The sequence below is a fragment of the Flavobacterium sp. U410 genome (genome assembly GCF_053570605.1).
Genome location: NZ_JBSEFI010000026.1, coordinates 1 through 15,481, shown reverse-complemented (window position 1 = coordinate 15,481; position 15,481 = coordinate 1). Strand labels below are relative to the sequence as shown.

The window sequence follows — 15,481 nt, the reverse complement described above, 5'->3', positions numbered from 1 at the left end:
TATTTGTTCTTTAAAATAAATCTAAATAAAAACAACTTACATGACAAAATCTATAATTTTATTCCTACTCACTTCTCTCTTTTATTATTCTGGTTTTGCCCAAGAAAGCAATTTAAAAAATCTAAGACAACTTACTTTTGGCGGAGATAATGCCGAAGCCTATTTTAGTCCGGACGGAAAAAATCTAACATTACAAATCACTAATCCGCAATTTGGTATTGAATGTGACCAAATTTATTTGTTAGATCTACAAAAAGAGAACCATTCTCCTGAAGATTTAAAACTTATTTCTACCGGATATGGACGAACAACTTGTTCTTTCTTTATGCCTGACGGAAAACACATTTTATATGCTTCCACTCATGAAGGCGGACACGCTTGTCCTGCTCCTCCGAAATCGACTGATGGAAAATATCTTTGGGCTATTTATCCGGAATTTGATATTTATGTAGCCGATCTAAACGGGAATGTTGTGAAGCAACTTACTAATTCTCCGGGTTACGATGCCGAAGCTGTCGTTTCTCCTGATGGAAAAAAAATTGTTTTTACCAGTACACGAAGCGGTGACTTAGAACTTTGGATAATGGACGTTGATGGTTCTAATTTGAAACAATTAACTAATGGTTTGGGTTATGATGGCGGTGCTTTCTTTTCTCACGATAGTAAAAAACTAGTATTTCGTTCATCTCGACCAAAGACAGAAGAAGCGATTAAAGAATATAAAGATTTATTGAGTAAAAACTTGGTAGCGCCAACAGAAATGGAAATTTATACCATTAATATTGACGGCAGCGATTTAAAACAAGTTACTCATTTAGGCAAAGCCAATTGGGCGCCTTACTTCCATCCTTCTGATAAAAAAATTATTTTTTCATCTAATCATCATTCTACCAGAGGGTATGATTTTCAATTATTTACAATTGATACCGACGGAACTAATTTACGTCAAATTACTTGGGAAAGTGAATTCAATGCATTTCCGATGTTTTCGCCCGATGGAAAAAAATTGGTTTTTTCCAGTAACCGAATGCAAAGCAAACCCAGAGAAACCAATGTTTTTATTGCCGATTGGGTAGATACTGATGAAGCCGAAATTGTAAATGATAAAAACTTAAAGCAACACATTTCATACTTAGCTTCAGATGAATTACAAGGCCGATTAACCGGTTCTAAAGGTGAAGAAAAAGCAGCTGATTATTTAGCCGGCGAATTCAAAAAACTAGGATTAAAACCTTATAACAAGAAAAGTTATTTCCAAAAATTCGACTATAAAATCCGTTTGAATCCACACGATAGTACAAGTGTTCAAGCTAATCACGGAACCAATGTTATAGCTGTTTTAGACAACAAAGCCGACAGAACTATTGTCATTGGTGCGCACTATGATCACATTGGTTTAAATGAACACCATAATTCCACTAAACCCAATTCAGAAGGAGAAATTCACAATGGAGCTGATGACAATGCTTCAGGTGTAGCAGGAGTTTTAGAATTGGCAAGAATGCTGTCTCAAAATAAAACCAAAGAAAAGGTAAACTATGTTTTTGCTTTATTTTCGGGAGAAGAAGACGGTTTAATCGGTTCTAAATTCGTGGCTGAAACGTTAAAAGAAAAATTTCCTAAAGTGATTACTATGATCAATATGGATATGATTGGTCGCTTAAATGAAAACAAAGCATTAGTTGTTGGCGGCGTGGGAACTTGTCCAGATTTTTCTAAAATAATTGAAAAGAACAAACCTGCAGGTTTCAATGTAACGGAAGAAAATACCGGAATCGGACCGTCGGACCATACTTCATTTTACTTAAAAGATATTCCTGTGTTGTTTTTGTTTACCGGAACTCATACTGATTATCATAAACCGAGTGATGATGAAGATAAAATCAATTATTATGGTGTAAGAGCAATTGTGAATTATGTTTTCCGTTTGGCTCATGATATTTCAGAACTAGACACTATAACGTTCACTAAAACCAAAGTGGAAGCCGGTAAAAAAGTTCCTGCTTACAAAGTAACTTTGGGCATCATGCCGGATTATACCGATTATGGTGACGGATTACACATTGATGGTGTTACAGAAGGTCGACCAGCAGATAAAGCCGGAATTCTATCAGGAGACGTTCTAACTCAAATTGGTGAATGTAAAATTAAAGAAGTTTACAGTTACATGGATTGCTTATCGAAATTGAAATCGGGCGATGAAAAAGAAGTGACTGTTATTCGTCAAGGAAAAGAATTAAAGGTTAAGGTCACCTTTTAATAAAATACAAAAGAGGCTGTTTGTTTTGAAACAGCCTCTTTTGGTTTATAAAAAATTCTAAATCTCTTTCAATTCATTTTATAAGGTTACTTAACAATCGCTTTATTGTTTTCTTTCCAGCTTGTAATTCCGCCTTCTAAATCAACAATATGTTTGAACCCCATTTCTTTTAGTTTTGCTGCTGCTTTGGAACTTCTTCCTCCCATTTTGCAATACACCATTACAGGCTTTTCTTTATCTAAAACAGCTACTTTATCTTCAAAATCACTAGCCAAAACATTATAATTTGCAGCATTTTGTAAATGTCCTTCCGAATATTCCTCCGGAGTTCTAACATCTAAGATTTGCACATCTGAATCCGACATTTTTTGCTCAAAACCATCTGGTTTTACCACTTCAACGCCTTCTTGTTTTTGATTCACACACGATGCCGTTAAAATAAGCGTCATCAATAAGCCTAACATCTTTAATTTCATGGTTTTATTTTTTTCTAAAATTAATAATTTAATTCAAATGCTGGCGTATAATCCCTACTAAATCATTTGTTGCCAACACTCCTGACTGTCTCCATAGCATTTTACCGTCTCTGAAAAGCATAAGAGTAGGCACTCCCCTAACCATAAATTCTGAAGCTAAATCTTGGTGTTGATCCACATTCACCTTTATAATTTTCACTTCTTCTTTTACAATAGATTTCACTTCTTGCAAAATCGGTGACATCATTTTACAAGGACCACACCAATCGGCAAAGAAGTCAACCAACACTAATTGTTTTTGACCTATTATTTCATTAAATTTTGCATTCATATATTTAAAATACGTTTAATCTGTTTTACTTTTGCTTTACAAATTTATTGCAATAACCGAACCAAGTCTGTAATGTATGTTACACAACTGTCAATATGACAATTATCATTTTTTATTTTATTCTCTCTGCATAAATTTGTTTTTAATTAGCAATAGAATTGACCATGCAACCTTCATTAGTTCAAAAATATAACGTACCTGGACCACGATACACTAGTTATCCAACTGTACCTTATTGGGAAGAAAACTCTTTTTCTTACAACCAATGGGTCGATGCCTGCGTTGATACTTTTCAGCACACTAATGAAAGTGAAGGGATTAGTTTATACATTCACCTTCCGTTTTGTGAAAGTCTTTGTACTTTTTGCGGTTGCCACAAACGCATTACCAAAAGACACGACGTAGAGCATCCTTATATTACTGCCGTTTTAAAAGAATGGGAATTATACTGCAATTTGTTTCCTGCTAAACCTAACATTAAAGAAATTCATTTAGGCGGCGGAACTCCGACATTCTTTTCCCCTGAGAATTTGAAACAACTGATTGAAGGTATTTTAAAAGAAAGCGTAGTGACTAAACATCACGAATTCAGCTTTGAAGGACATCCCAATAATACGACCAAAGAACATTTACAAACTTTATACGATTTAGGTTTTAGACGGGTAAGCTTTGGAGTTCAAGATTATTCTGAAAAAGTACAAAAAGCCATTCATAGAATTCAGCCGTTTCACAATGTGGCCAAAGTAACGTTTTGGGCCAAAGAAATCGGCTATACTTCTATTAGTCACGATTTAGTTTTTGGTTTACCTTTCCAAACTTTAGGTGATGTTTTGGATACCATTGATAAAACCAATTCCCTTCGCCCGGATCGATTAGCGTTTTATAGTTATGCTCATGTTCCTTGGATTAAAGGCAACGGCCAACGTGGTTTTAACGATGAAGATTTACCAAGAGATGACGAAAAAAGAGCTTTGTATGAAGAAGGAAAACTCCAATTGAGCAAACACGGTTTTGTTGAAATCGGTATGGATCATTTTGCTTTGAAAAGCGATTCTATGTTCAAAGCGTTCAATAACAGAAAACTACACCGTAATTTTATGGGGTATACCACAACCAATACCAAATTGATGATCGGTTTAGGTGTTTCTTCCATTAGTGATAGTTGGACAGCTTTTGCTCAAAACGAAAAAACGTTGGAAGATTATTACGCTCGTTTAGACAAAAATGAAATTCCGGTTTACAGAGGCCATATTTTAAGCAAGGAAGATTTGATTATTCGTCAACACATTTTAAACATCATGTGTCATTTTGAAACTTCTTGGGTCGATTCTTCTATGCAATTTGCTGAATTAAATGAAGTTTTAGCTTCTTTAGAAGAAATGGAACATGATGGGCTTTTACAAATTAACGGGCAAACTTTAGAAGTTACAGAAGCCGGAAAACCATTTGTTCGTAATATTTGTATGGCTTTTGATTTGCGCTTAAAACGTAACGCTCCGCAACGCCAATTGTTCTCCATGACAATTTAATTGATTCCAAAAGAATTTACCGTAATTTTTGACTTTTAAGGAGTTGTCGTTAAAAAACACTACTTTTGCAGAAATTATGCCGTAGATGAAGACGTTTCAAGATTTCGATTTACCTAAATCCTTACAAAAAGCCATTGATTCCCTTGGTTTAACCACTCCTACTCCTATTCAGGAAAGAGCGCTACCTGTGATTTTATCGGGTCGTGATATGATGGGAATTGCTCAAACTGGAACCGGTAAAACCTTTGCTTACTTAATTCCTATTTTAAAACAATGGAAATTTCAGGCAACTGATAGTCCTAGAGTGGTGATTTTAGTTCCAACTCGTGAATTAGTGGTTCAGGTTCAGGAAGAATTGGAAAAATTAGTTCAATTCATGTCGGTTCGTGTCGTGGGTGTTTTTGGTGGTGTTAATATCAATACCCAACGAAAAGCCGTGGCCGAAGGTGTCGACGTCTTGGTTGGAACTCCGGGTAGAACCATGGATTTAGCGTTAGACGGCGTACTTCGATTTGATGCTTTACAAAAGTTGGTTATCGATGAATTTGATGAAATCTTAAATTTAGGTTTCCGTTTTCAAATTACGTCTATTTTAACCATGATGAAGAGCAAAAGGCAAAACATCTTGTTTTCGGCAACAATGACCGAAGAAGTAGATGAAATGCTGGATGAATATTTTGATTTTCCGGAGGAGGTTTCCTTGGCACCTAGCGGAACTCCGTTAGAGAAAATTGAACAATTTGTTTATCACGTTCCTAATTTCCTGACCAAAGTAAATTTATTGAAAGATTTATTGGCTCGAAATGACAATATGGAACGTATTTTAGTTTTCGTCAACAATAAAAAATTGGTTGACACTACTTTTGATTTGTTAGAAGAAGATTTTTCAGGACAATTTGGTGTCATTCACTCTAATAAATCGCAAAATTACCGTTTAAATACGATGGCTTCTTTTCAACGTGGTGAATTACGTGGTTTAATTACTACTGATATTATGGCGCGTGGATTAGACATTTCAGATATTACACACGTTATCAACTTGCAATTTTCGGAAGTTCCGGAACAATACATTCACCGAATTGGTAGAACCGGACGTGCCGATAAAGAAGGAACGGCTATCAGTATGGTGAGTCCGCAGGAAGAAGAAATTTTGATTGAGGCTGAACTTTTAATGGAAAAGGAACTTACAGCATTAGAACTTCCTGATTACATTGAAATTTCGGAAAAGAAATTGGATTTTGAAAAAGACCGCCGAAAATTCAAAACCATTGGAAAACCTATTAATAGAGAAGAAAGAGGTGATGCTTTCCACGAGAAAAAAGACAAAAACAAAAAAGTCAATCTAGGTGGACCCGGAAAAAGAACACCAAGAAAAACAGCACCTAGAAACCGTGGCGTAGAAGCTAAAAGAGCTGCCAAACGCAAAAAAGGGAAATAAGATATAAAAAAACGTCGCTTAATGCGACGTTTTTTATTCTACTTTGTCAAATACCAAACAAACCGGCTGACATACTTCTATTCTTTTTCCGGTATCGGTTAATGTTCCGTTTACAGCATTTCGACTATAAATAACTACATTATTGGTGTTTTGATTAGCCACTAAAACATAAGCATCATCCGGACTTAAGGTAAAATTACGCGGAGCACTTCCTTGTGTACTGATTTGCTGAATCATTTCTAAACTTCCATTGGCTAACACTTTAAATACCGAAATAGTATTGGCATCACCTCGATTGGTTGCATATAGAAACTTTCCATCTTGGCTAAAATGAATATCTGCGGCACTGTTCATTCCGTTAAACAAATTAGGAGCAACTGTAGTTTCCTGAATCAATTTTAGTTTGTCTTTTTGATATTCAAAAACCGATAGCGTTCCGTCTAACTCTTGTAAAAGATACACAAAATTCCCTTTAGGACTAAATATTAAATGTCTGGGACCACTACCTTTTTTTACTTTAATTTCATCTTTTAACACTAATGTTTTTTCTCCACCTTTTACATTGTATTTATAAAGATATACTTTGTCGGTACCTAGATCATTCGCCACTAAGTATTGGTGATCAGGTGTAAAATAAACCATGTGTAGATGTGAAGCTTCCTGACGTTTTTTATTTGGTCCGGAACCTTTATGTTGGATTACTTGAATCGCTTCGGCTAAACTTCCGTCAGCATTTTTAGGAAAAACACTGATTGTTCCGCCGGTATAATTTGCTGAAATCACATTTGTCTCATCATTAATGATATAACATGGGTCGGCTCCGTGGCTGTCTACTTTGTTGATGAATTGTAATGATCCTTCTTTAGGGACATAATGAAACGCACTGATTGTACTTTCTTTTCCATTTTCGTTTACACTATACATCCATTTTTTATCTGAACTTATGGTGAAATAGCTCGGATTAATAACCTTTTCTGTATGTGATTTCAGTTTGTATTCCGAGGATTCTATATTAAAATCATAGACGTAAATTCCATCACTTTTACAAGCATTGGTATAGGTTCCGATGATTAAATTATAATGTTCCTGTGCCGTTGACGTCATTAATGCGAATAATGCAAGAATTGTAATTGGTTTCATTATCATTGGGATTTGGAATACAAAAATATCTTTTCTCCGGCGTATAAAAAATATATTTCAGAAGGTTCTGTTACAAAATGCTTAATTTTGGCTTTTATTCTAATTCACAATCAATCCAAATGAGTTCCGATTTTATTCACGACCAAAAATACCAGCACGAAATTTTTAACGAAAACGACATTAAATTCAAAGAATTTGAAAATTGTACGTTTGAATATTGTGATTTTACGCAATGCATTTTCTTAAGTGTTGTGTTCTTAGATTGTACTTTTTTGCACTGCAATTTTAACGACACTAAAATCAATTATGTATCCTTACGTGGTGTGGAATTTAACAATTGTAATTTTACGAATGTTAATTTCGCTATGACTGATCAGGTGATTTATTATTTCAATTTTACCAATTGTCGCTTGGATTTCACCAAGTTTTACAGCTTAAAATTAAAAAAAATGCACTTTACAGGTTGTAGTTTAATTTCGGCTGATTTTATGGAAACCGACTTGTCGGAAACTGTTTTTGACAATTGTGATTTAAGACGCGCTGTTTTTTACAAAACCAATTTATCCAAAACAGATTTTTCAACGAGTTATCATTTTTCGATAGACCCGGAACAAAATAAAATGAAGAAAGCCAAATTTTCTACCGATGGTTTAAAAGGTTTATTAGAAAAATATGATTTAGTAATTTCTTAAGTACAAACGATGAAAGAAATTGATATTGCCAACTGGAATCGCAAAGAACATTTTGAGTTTTTTTCCAAAATGGCTAGTCCGTATTTTGGGATTACTACTGAAGTCAATTGCACCCGCGCTTTTCAAAAATCAAAGGAAAACAACATTTCATTTTTTGCGTATTACATGCACCAATCGATACGAGCAGTTAATGCTATTCCGGAATTCAAACTGCGAATTATTGACGATAAAGTTTTTGAATTAGCCCTAATCGATGTTGGAACGACCATTGGAAGAAAAGACGGAACCTTCGGTTTTAGCTTGATCCAATACAGTGAAGACTTTGAAACGTTTAATGCCAATTTACAACAAGAAGTCGAAGCCGTTCAAAATTCCACCGGTTTGCGCGCGCATGTGGAAGACAACAAAATGAATTTGGTTCGCTATTCTACTTTACCTTGGATTTCGTTTAGCGCTTTGCTGCATCCTACACCTTTACACGCAAAAGAATCGATTCCTAAAATCACCTTTGGAAAAGTAAACGACAGAAACGGTGAGCAATTTTTGCCTATTTCCATTGAAGCCCATCACGGTTTAATGGATGGTTTTCACATGGCTCAATATTTAGAAAAATTTCAATATTTTTTAGATCTATAAAGGATAAAAATCCCAAGTTGCTTGGGATTTATTTCTTCTTCTTCGATTTACCTTTGCTCTTTTTAGCTTTCTTTTTCTTGGCTTTAGCCTTTTCTTTTTTGGCTTTTTGAAGAGCTTTTTTCTTTTTCTTAGCCTTTTTCTTCTTCTTTTTGTCTTTCTTTTCAGACTTTGCTTTCTTTTTTTCTTTTTTCTCCTTTTTAGCGACTTCTTCTTCCTCTGTAACTATACTTTCTTCTTCCGCAAATATTTCTACTACTTCTTCTATTGGCTCTTCTACTTCATTGTTTTCTTCAATAACCAATTCATTTTCAACTGTATTTTCTACTACTTCATTCGTTTCAGGAATAGCTTGAGCTTCAGTGTCATTAACAGGAATGTCCTTCTCTGATTTTTTTCTAGTTGCCATACTTTAATTTAATGTTAATTTAACGTCACAAAATTATTAAATAAACAAATATCCCAATGTTAAGTTTTTCGTTTAAGTGAAAACTTAACATTGGGATTTAAAATATTCTGGAATACAGCTAATTACCTATTTCAAACTTACTAAACTTTGCTCTAAAGTTGTAATTTTAGCCAAAGCATCTGCTTCTTTTTTACGTTCCATCTCAATTACTTTTTCCGGCGCACCGTTCACAAATTTCTCATTGGACAATTTCCCTTGAACCGAACGTAAGAAACCTTGTGTATATTTCAACTCTTCTTCTAGCTTGGTAATTTCAGCAGCAACATCAATATTTCCACCAACCGGAATGAAATATTCGTTTGATTTTACACGATAGGATAACGCTCCGTTTACTTTTTCATCTACATAAACCAAATCCACAACATTACCTAATTTCATGATAACGGTATCGAAATGTGTTGACGCTTTTTCGTTATTCACTACTTTCAACTCGATTGTTTCTTTGAACGAAATGTTTTTGTCTTTACGAATGGTTCTGATTCCTGAAATTACTTCTGTTGCAAAATCGAAATCTGAAATTAATTTTTCGTCGAAGGCTTTCATTTCTGGCCAAGAAGCAACAATTAATGCTTCTTCCGGAGTTCTTTCAGCGATGTGTTGCCAAAGTTCCTCTGTTAAAAACGGCATAAACGGATGCAACAATTTCAAGTTGGCTTCTAACATTTCGATTGCTTTGTCGAAAGTTGTTCTGTCAATAGGTTGTTGGTATCCCGGTTTAATCATTTCCAAGAACCACGAACAGAAATCGTCCCAAACCAACTTATAAATAGCCATCAATGCATCTGAAATTCTATATTTATCGAAGTTATCTTCAATTTCTACCAATGTTTTTTGCAACTTCGCTCCGTACCATTCGATTGCTACTTTTGATGATTCTGGTTGTGCAATATCGGCAACTTCCCAACCGGTAATCAAACGGAAAGCGTTCCAAATTTTGTTTGCAAAACCTTTTCCTTGGTTACATAATTCTTCGTCAAATAAAATATCATTTCCTGCAGAAGAACTCAATAACAATCCCACACGAACGCCATCGGCTCCGAATTTTTCAATTAAGCCAAGTGGTTCAGGCGAATTCCCTAAAGATTTAGACATTTTACGTCCTTGTTTGTCACGTACTAATCCTGTTAAATACACATTTGAAAATGGTTTTTCGCCCGTGTATTCATAACCGGCAATAATCATACGAGCTACCCAGAAGAATAAAATATCCGGACCTGTCACTAAATCATTGGTTGGATAATAGTATTTGAATTCCTCATTTTCAGGATCCATCATTCCTCCAAAAACAGATATTGGCCATAACCAAGAGGAGAACCAAGTATCGAGTGCATCCGGATCTTGTTTTAGGTTATTGGTTGTTAGTTGTTCGTTATTGGTTTTTTGTTTGGCTAAAGCCAAAGCGTCTTCAATATTCTCAGCAACTACGAAATCTTCTTTACCATCGCCATAATAGTACGCAGGAATTTGTTGGCCCCACCACAGCTGACGAGAAATATTCCAATCGCGAATATTGTTTAACCAATGCGCATAGGTATTATTAAAACGAGATGGATGTAATTTAATTTCGTCGGATTCTAAAACCGCTTTGATGGCAGGTTTCACTAAATCGTCCATTTTTAAGAACCATTGGTCTGATAATCTTGGTTCGATTACCGCTTTTGTTCTTTCAGAAGTTCCCACGTTGTTCACGTGATTTTCTACTTTTACTAAAGCGCCAATAGTTTCTAATTCTTTCTCGATTGCCACACGAACATCAAAACGATCTTTACCTTCATAGTGTAATCCGAATGAGTTTAAAGTTGCATCTTCGTTGAAAATATCGATAATTTCTAAACCGTGTTTATCGCCAAGAGTTTTATCGTTTACATCGTGAGCAGGTGTTACTTTTAAACATCCTGTACCGAATTCCATATCAACATACTCGTCGAAAATAATAGGAATTACTCGGTTGCAAATAGGAACGATTGCTTTTTTCCCTTTTAAATGGAAATAGCGTTCGTCTTCCGGATGAATACAAATAGCAGTATCACCTAAAATCGTTTCAGGACGCGTTGTTGCTATAGTTACATACTCGTCGCTAACTTCAATTGGGTAACGCAAATGGTATAATTTCCCTTGTCTTTCTTCGTAAATAACTTCTTCATCAGACAAGGTTGTTTTTGCTTCCGGATCCCAGTTAACCATGCGATAGCCGCGATAAATTAATCCTTTGTTGTATAAATCAACAAAAGACTTGATTACCGAAGCCGACATGTCCTCATCCATGGTAAATTTGGTTCTGTCCCAATCACATGAACAACCTAATTGTTTTAATTGTTCAAGAATGGTTCCACCGTATTTTTCAGTCCAATCGAAAGCGTGTTTTAAAAACTCTTCGCGTGTTAAATCGGATTTATTGATTCCTTCTGATTTTAACTTGGCTACTACTTTAGCTTCGGTTGCAATAGAAGCGTGATCGGTTCCGGGAACCCAACAAGCGTTGAATCCTTTTAAACGAGCACGACGAATCAATACGTCTTGAATGGTATTGTTTAACATGTGCCCCATGTGCAACACTCCGGTTACATTTGGTGGCGGAATTACGATTGTATATGGCGTTCTGTGGTCGGGCGTTGAATGAAAATAGTTGTTTTTCATCCAGTAGTCATACCACTTTTGTTCTACTTCTTTAGGATTAAATTGTGCAGGAATCATAATTTTATGATTGTATTTAAGTATTGATTTTTAATAGTTTACAAAAGTTCTAAAAGTTTCCACTTAGCCCCGATAGCAGTGATAGCTTGCCTGATGAAGGCGGCAACTAAAGCGAATAGCGGGAAAACGGTGGACTGACACCAAAATCAGACTCGCTCCTTAACAGGAATTCGTTTAAAAGGATTGTATAAAATTGATTTTTGGTACACTTTTTGTAATTTTTATGCAAAAGTAAGGATATATGGTAAAATAAAAAATAGATTTATTGGTTCTTTGACTTTAAAAGTCTATTTTTACCATAACCTATTAATTTTATTATGATGAAAAAATTACTTGGACTTATTGTTCTTTTTTTACTAAGCTTCAATTTGTTTGCCCAAGAAGGTGCCAAGATTGAATTTAAGACGGAGACCATTAACTATGGAGAGGTTGTGAAGGGAGAAGATAGTGGTATAAGGGAGTTTGTTTTTACGAATACTGGTGATGCCCCGCTAGTGATAAAAAAAGTGAATTCGAGTTGTGGTTGTACGGTGGCCGAGAAACCGGATGAGCCTATTATGCCGGGAAAATCAGATAAAATTGTAGTAAAATACAATATGACTCCGGGACCGATCAGTAAAACGCTTACGGTTGAAACGAATGCTGTAAATAAACCTAATGGTGTGGTTCCTTTAAGAATAAAAGGAACTGTTGTTATCAAAAAATAAAAGTAAGGAAGTCCCGTTTTGGGACTTTTTTGTTATAATATTTTTTCGAGTTGGAACTCGAATTCTAAATTTTGTCCCGCTCTATCGACTTCGATTTTTATAGTTTTACCTTCTTGCGAATGAAAAATATTTGTTATTTTTTCGATAGATAAATGTTGTGAAGCTCTTCGGTTAATTCTCAAAATAACATCTCCCACTTGTAAACCTGCTCTTTCTGCCGGGGAATCTTTTCGAACGGAATAAACCTCGAAAATAGGTTTTAGTTCGTAGATATAATCGTATTTGCGATTAGGATTGTCAAAAACATATTCATTTACATTTATTTTATTGTTAGTTGAATGATCATAAAGTGTTTGTTTAATCCATTGTGAACCATTATGCTGTACTTCTACTCCCGCCATATTATAATTGAATTCATCTTCAAAAAGGCTATTTTTCTTAAAATAAAAATGTTGGGTTTCGTAATTGAAAACCCAGTTGAATCGTTTTAAGATTTCGCCACCCAATGAACCATTTCTTCCTTGAATCTTGTCCAATTCACTTATAGAAACCGAATCAGGATAAGAAACCAAAGCCTCATTTAGCTTAAAGTCGTTGATAAACAATTCATCAACTCTTGATTTTTTACCGGTAATTTCTCCTGTTAGGCCTCTTCCTAAAACGTCTTCAAAAAAACGATGCTTGCATTGTAAGGTATCATTTTCGAAAAGCCAAAGTCCGTCGCCCAAACCAGTATCTAAAAGCAAGTTGAAGTTTTTTTCAGTTTCATATTCGTTTTGTTTCATTTTAATATTTACATAAGGTTTTCCTCTTAGAATATTTACCGGTTTTGTTTCGTATCGTTTTAACTTTTTTTCTTTGAAATTTTCTTTTGGAATGATATTAATTTTTTCTCTTTGGTAATTGATTTCTACCCAATATCCTTCAAAAAAATCGGAACCAATGATTCCGTTCACTGGAATTCCAAGTTTATCAATAAGATCAATATTGACATCGGGTACTAAAAGTGTTTCAAAATTAGTGTTTATATATTCTCCTATAACACATGTATTTCCTTTTGACAGATAGGCTTCGACTTCTTCACCAAAACCTACTCCTTTGACATTCAATTTCTGTAAATCATAAAATGTGAGCATTTCATTTTCAGGAAAAGCAAAAAGTAAGTTTTTGTCTGAACCTGTATCTAAAATCATATTTAACGGACTTCCGTTTACAATACATTTTAGGATTATTAAATTATGTGTATTATCAAAAGATATCTTGTATTCTTTACTAGAATCAACTAATCGAAATTGAGCAAAAAGATTTCCGCTGAACATCAATAGGAAGACTAACCAGTACCTTATTATAAAATATTTTCTCACCTTATAAGTTTTCATAAATATTAAAAAAAAATTAGCCTTTCAACAATACTTAAATTTAATCATAAAATCGGCTATAATTTAACAAAAAAAGAAGGTTTTAGCAATAAAAAGCATATATTAGTTACTCATTTTTTTCTTATAAACTGAACCACAAAATTTTACAATTTGTTTTTATAGCAGCTAAAAAAAATGCAATTTTGCTACTCAAAACAAACACGTTATGCCAAAAATTTCAAATAAAGGAAAACAAATGCCGGAATCACCTATCAGAAAGTTGGTTCCTTACGCCGAAACTGCCAAAAAGAAGGGTCATAAAGTATATCACCTAAACATTGGTCAACCCGATATTAAAACTCCTGAAGTTGCTTTAAATGCTGTTAAGAATGCTGATCTTTCCGTTTTAGAGTACTCTCATTCTGCAGGTTTTGAGAGTTATAGAAATAAACTTTCTCAATATTACAAAAATCAAGGTTTACCTGTAGATCCTCAAGATATCATTATCACTACCGGAGGCTCTGAAGCTTTACTTTTTGCTTTAGGAAGTGTTTTAGATCAAGGGGATGAAGTAATTATTCCGGAACCTTTTTATGCCAATTATAATGGTTTTGCAACAGCTTCGGGTGTTAAGGTTATTCCTGTAATTTCCGGTATTGATGAAAATTTTGCTTTACCTCCTATTGAAGCTTTTGAAAAATTAATTACTCCGAGAACTAAGGCTATTTTGATTTGTAATCCCGGAAATCCAACAGGGTATTTATATTCGGAAGAAGAAATCCAAAAATTAGCTGATATCGTTAAAAAACACGATTTGTTTTTGATTGCTGACGAAGTGTATCGCGAATTCACTTATGACGGATACAAACATCACTCGGTTATGAATGTGTCGGGATTAGAGGACTATGCCATTATGATTGACTCTGTTTCTAAGAGATTCAGTATGTGCGGAGCGCGTATTGGTTGTATTGTTTCTAAAAATAAAGAAGTAATGGCGACAGCTATGAAATTTGCACAAGCACGTTTGAGTCCGCCAACATACGCGCAAATTGCCAGTGAAGCTGCTTTAGAAACGCCACAAAGTTATTTTGACGAAGTAATCACAGAATACAAAGACAGAAGAGATACTTTAGTTAACGAATTGAATAAAATTCCGGGTGTTAAAGTTGCTGTTCCAAAAGGAGCTTTTTATTGTATTGCTAAACTTCCGGTTAAAAATGCCGATAATTTTGCACAATGGCTATTAGAAAGCTACGACTTAAACGGAGAAACGGTTATGGTGGCTCCAGCTGCCGGTTTTTATTCTACACCAGGTGTTGGCCTAGACGAAGTTCGTATTGCTTATGTTTTGAAAAAAGAAGATTTAATTCAATCGGTTACTATTCTAAAAGAAGCTTTAGCTGTTTATAACCAATAAAATTAATTTATATCAAATAGATAGTTATAAAACGGAAGGGTAATTTCTTCCGTTTTTTTCTCACTCATATGATTCTTAAAGTAAAAGAGCCGCTTAATAAGCGACTCTTTTACTTGACTTTATTAATTAAAATTATCGTTTTAAAGAGAAGTGAGCTCTGAATTCTTTCGCTACTCCATTTTCTTCATATTGTAAGCTAAACCAGTAATCGGTTGATGGTAATTGACGGCCATTATAGGTTCCATCCCAACCATTTCCGTTTGGACTTATTTGTTTAACCAATTTGCCGTAACGATCGAAAATATACAATTTAGTAGTATTTTGATCTAATCCAGAG

Annotated in this window: 14 protein-coding genes; 7 read left to right on the top strand and 7 right to left on the bottom strand. The window is 34.6% G+C overall.

Annotated features, from left to right (window positions below; all coding sequences use genetic code 11):
* Positions 1–40: 40 nt before the first annotated feature.
* Complete coding sequence (locus ACUSJC_RS14895; protein ID WP_449270355.1) at positions 41–2,260, top strand: M20/M25/M40 family metallo-hydrolase; 2,220 nt, start codon at positions 41–43, stop codon at positions 2,258–2,260.
* A gap of 86 nt (positions 2,261–2,346) precedes the next feature.
* Here the strand turns inward: ACUSJC_RS14895 and ACUSJC_RS14890 are convergent, their stop codons facing one another.
* The gene (locus ACUSJC_RS14890; protein WP_449270354.1) at positions 2,347–2,736 is read right to left on the bottom strand and encodes a rhodanese-like domain-containing protein; all 390 of its coding nucleotides are present in this window, start codon (positions 2,734–2,736) and stop codon (positions 2,347–2,349) included.
* A gap of 28 nt (positions 2,737–2,764) precedes the next feature.
* Positions 2,765–3,067 (bottom strand): thioredoxin, encoded by a 303-nt coding sequence (gene trxA / locus ACUSJC_RS14885; RefSeq protein WP_449270353.1) that lies wholly within the window; start codon positions 3,065–3,067, stop codon positions 2,765–2,767.
* A gap of 164 nt (positions 3,068–3,231) precedes the next feature.
* Between trxA and hemN the strand changes: the two genes are divergently transcribed.
* Positions 3,232–4,596 (top strand): oxygen-independent coproporphyrinogen III oxidase, encoded by a 1,365-nt coding sequence (gene hemN, locus ACUSJC_RS14880; protein ID WP_449270352.1) that lies wholly within the window; start codon positions 3,232–3,234, stop codon positions 4,594–4,596.
* A gap of 85 nt (positions 4,597–4,681) precedes the next feature.
* Positions 4,682–6,034 (top strand): DEAD/DEAH box helicase, encoded by a 1,353-nt coding sequence (locus tag ACUSJC_RS14875; RefSeq protein WP_449270351.1) that lies wholly within the window; start codon positions 4,682–4,684, stop codon positions 6,032–6,034.
* A 33-nt stretch (positions 6,035–6,067) separates the two neighbouring features.
* Here the strand turns inward: ACUSJC_RS14875 and ACUSJC_RS14870 are convergent, their stop codons facing one another.
* The gene (locus ACUSJC_RS14870; RefSeq protein WP_449270350.1) at positions 6,068–7,174 is read right to left on the bottom strand and encodes a lactonase family protein; all 1,107 of its coding nucleotides are present in this window, start codon (positions 7,172–7,174) and stop codon (positions 6,068–6,070) included.
* Positions 7,175–7,293: 119 nt separating this feature from the next.
* Between ACUSJC_RS14870 and ACUSJC_RS14865 the strand changes: the two genes are divergently transcribed.
* Together ACUSJC_RS14865 and ACUSJC_RS14860 are read left to right on the top strand one after the other, a co-directional pair.
* Positions 7,294–7,866, top strand: coding sequence for a pentapeptide repeat-containing protein (locus tag ACUSJC_RS14865; RefSeq protein ID WP_449270388.1), 573 nt, complete (start codon positions 7,294–7,296; stop codon positions 7,864–7,866).
* 9 nt (positions 7,867–7,875) lie between these two features.
* The gene (locus ACUSJC_RS14860; protein WP_449270349.1) at positions 7,876–8,502 is read left to right on the top strand and encodes a CatA-like O-acetyltransferase; all 627 of its coding nucleotides are present in this window, start codon (positions 7,876–7,878) and stop codon (positions 8,500–8,502) included.
* Positions 8,503–8,530: 28 nt separating this feature from the next.
* On the opposite strand, the gene ACUSJC_RS14855 is transcribed toward ACUSJC_RS14860, so the two are convergent.
* Both ACUSJC_RS14855 and ACUSJC_RS14850 read right to left on the bottom strand, forming a co-directional pair.
* A complete protein-coding gene (locus ACUSJC_RS14855) occupies positions 8,531–8,908 on the bottom strand; it encodes a hypothetical protein (protein WP_449270348.1) in 378 nt (125 codons plus the stop codon).
* A gap of 126 nt (positions 8,909–9,034) precedes the next feature.
* Entirely contained in the window at positions 9,035–11,665 is a 2,631-nt protein-coding gene (locus ACUSJC_RS14850; protein WP_449270387.1) for a valine--tRNA ligase, read from the bottom strand.
* A gap of 317 nt (positions 11,666–11,982) precedes the next feature.
* Between ACUSJC_RS14850 and ACUSJC_RS14845 the strand changes: the two genes are divergently transcribed.
* On the top strand, positions 11,983–12,369 hold the full coding sequence (locus tag ACUSJC_RS14845) for a DUF1573 domain-containing protein (protein ID WP_449270347.1): 387 nt from the start codon (positions 11,983–11,985) through the stop codon (positions 12,367–12,369).
* Positions 12,370–12,401: 32 nt separating this feature from the next.
* On the opposite strand, the gene ACUSJC_RS14840 is transcribed toward ACUSJC_RS14845, so the two are convergent.
* On the bottom strand, positions 12,402–13,748 hold the full coding sequence (locus ACUSJC_RS14840; RefSeq protein ID WP_449270346.1) for a PDZ domain-containing protein: 1,347 nt from the start codon (positions 13,746–13,748) through the stop codon (positions 12,402–12,404).
* A gap of 205 nt (positions 13,749–13,953) precedes the next feature.
* Here ACUSJC_RS14840 and ACUSJC_RS14835 point away from each other — a divergent pair, with 205 nt between their 5' ends.
* Positions 13,954–15,144 carry a pyridoxal phosphate-dependent aminotransferase gene (locus tag ACUSJC_RS14835; RefSeq protein WP_449270345.1) on the top strand — a complete coding sequence of 397 codons (1,191 nt, stop codon included), beginning with the start codon at positions 13,954–13,956 and terminating at the stop codon, positions 15,142–15,144.
* Between the two features lie 132 nt (positions 15,145–15,276).
* Here ACUSJC_RS14835 and ACUSJC_RS14830 read toward each other — a convergent pair.
* Positions 15,277–15,481 (bottom strand): T9SS type B sorting domain-containing protein (locus ACUSJC_RS14830; RefSeq protein ID WP_449270344.1); only part of this gene is annotated, 205 nt, incomplete at its 5' end.

Coding starts and splice junctions, on each gene's coding strand:
- ACUSJC_RS14895 (WP_449270355.1), top strand. CDS start 41: ATGACAAAATCTATAATTTTATTCCTACTCACTTCTCTCTTTTATTAT.
- ACUSJC_RS14890 (WP_449270354.1), bottom strand. CDS start 2,736: ATGAAATTAAAGATGTTAGGCTTATTGATGACGCTTATTTTAACGGCA.
- trxA (WP_449270353.1), bottom strand. CDS start 3,067: ATGAATGCAAAATTTAATGAAATAATAGGTCAAAAACAATTAGTGTTG.
- hemN (WP_449270352.1), top strand. CDS start 3,232: ATGCAACCTTCATTAGTTCAAAAATATAACGTACCTGGACCACGATAC.
- ACUSJC_RS14875 (WP_449270351.1), top strand. CDS start 4,682: ATGAAGACGTTTCAAGATTTCGATTTACCTAAATCCTTACAAAAAGCC.
- ACUSJC_RS14870 (WP_449270350.1), bottom strand. CDS start 7,174: ATGAAACCAATTACAATTCTTGCATTATTCGCATTAATGACGTCAACG.
- ACUSJC_RS14865 (WP_449270388.1), top strand. CDS start 7,294: ATGAGTTCCGATTTTATTCACGACCAAAAATACCAGCACGAAATTTTT.
- ACUSJC_RS14860 (WP_449270349.1), top strand. CDS start 7,876: ATGAAAGAAATTGATATTGCCAACTGGAATCGCAAAGAACATTTTGAG.
- ACUSJC_RS14855 (WP_449270348.1), bottom strand. CDS start 8,908: ATGGCAACTAGAAAAAAATCAGAGAAGGACATTCCTGTTAATGACACT.
- ACUSJC_RS14845 (WP_449270347.1), top strand. CDS start 11,983: ATGAAAAAATTACTTGGACTTATTGTTCTTTTTTTACTAAGCTTCAAT.
- ACUSJC_RS14840 (WP_449270346.1), bottom strand. CDS start 13,748: ATGAAAACTTATAAGGTGAGAAAATATTTTATAATAAGGTACTGGTTA.
- ACUSJC_RS14835 (WP_449270345.1), top strand. CDS start 13,954: ATGCCAAAAATTTCAAATAAAGGAAAACAAATGCCGGAATCACCTATC.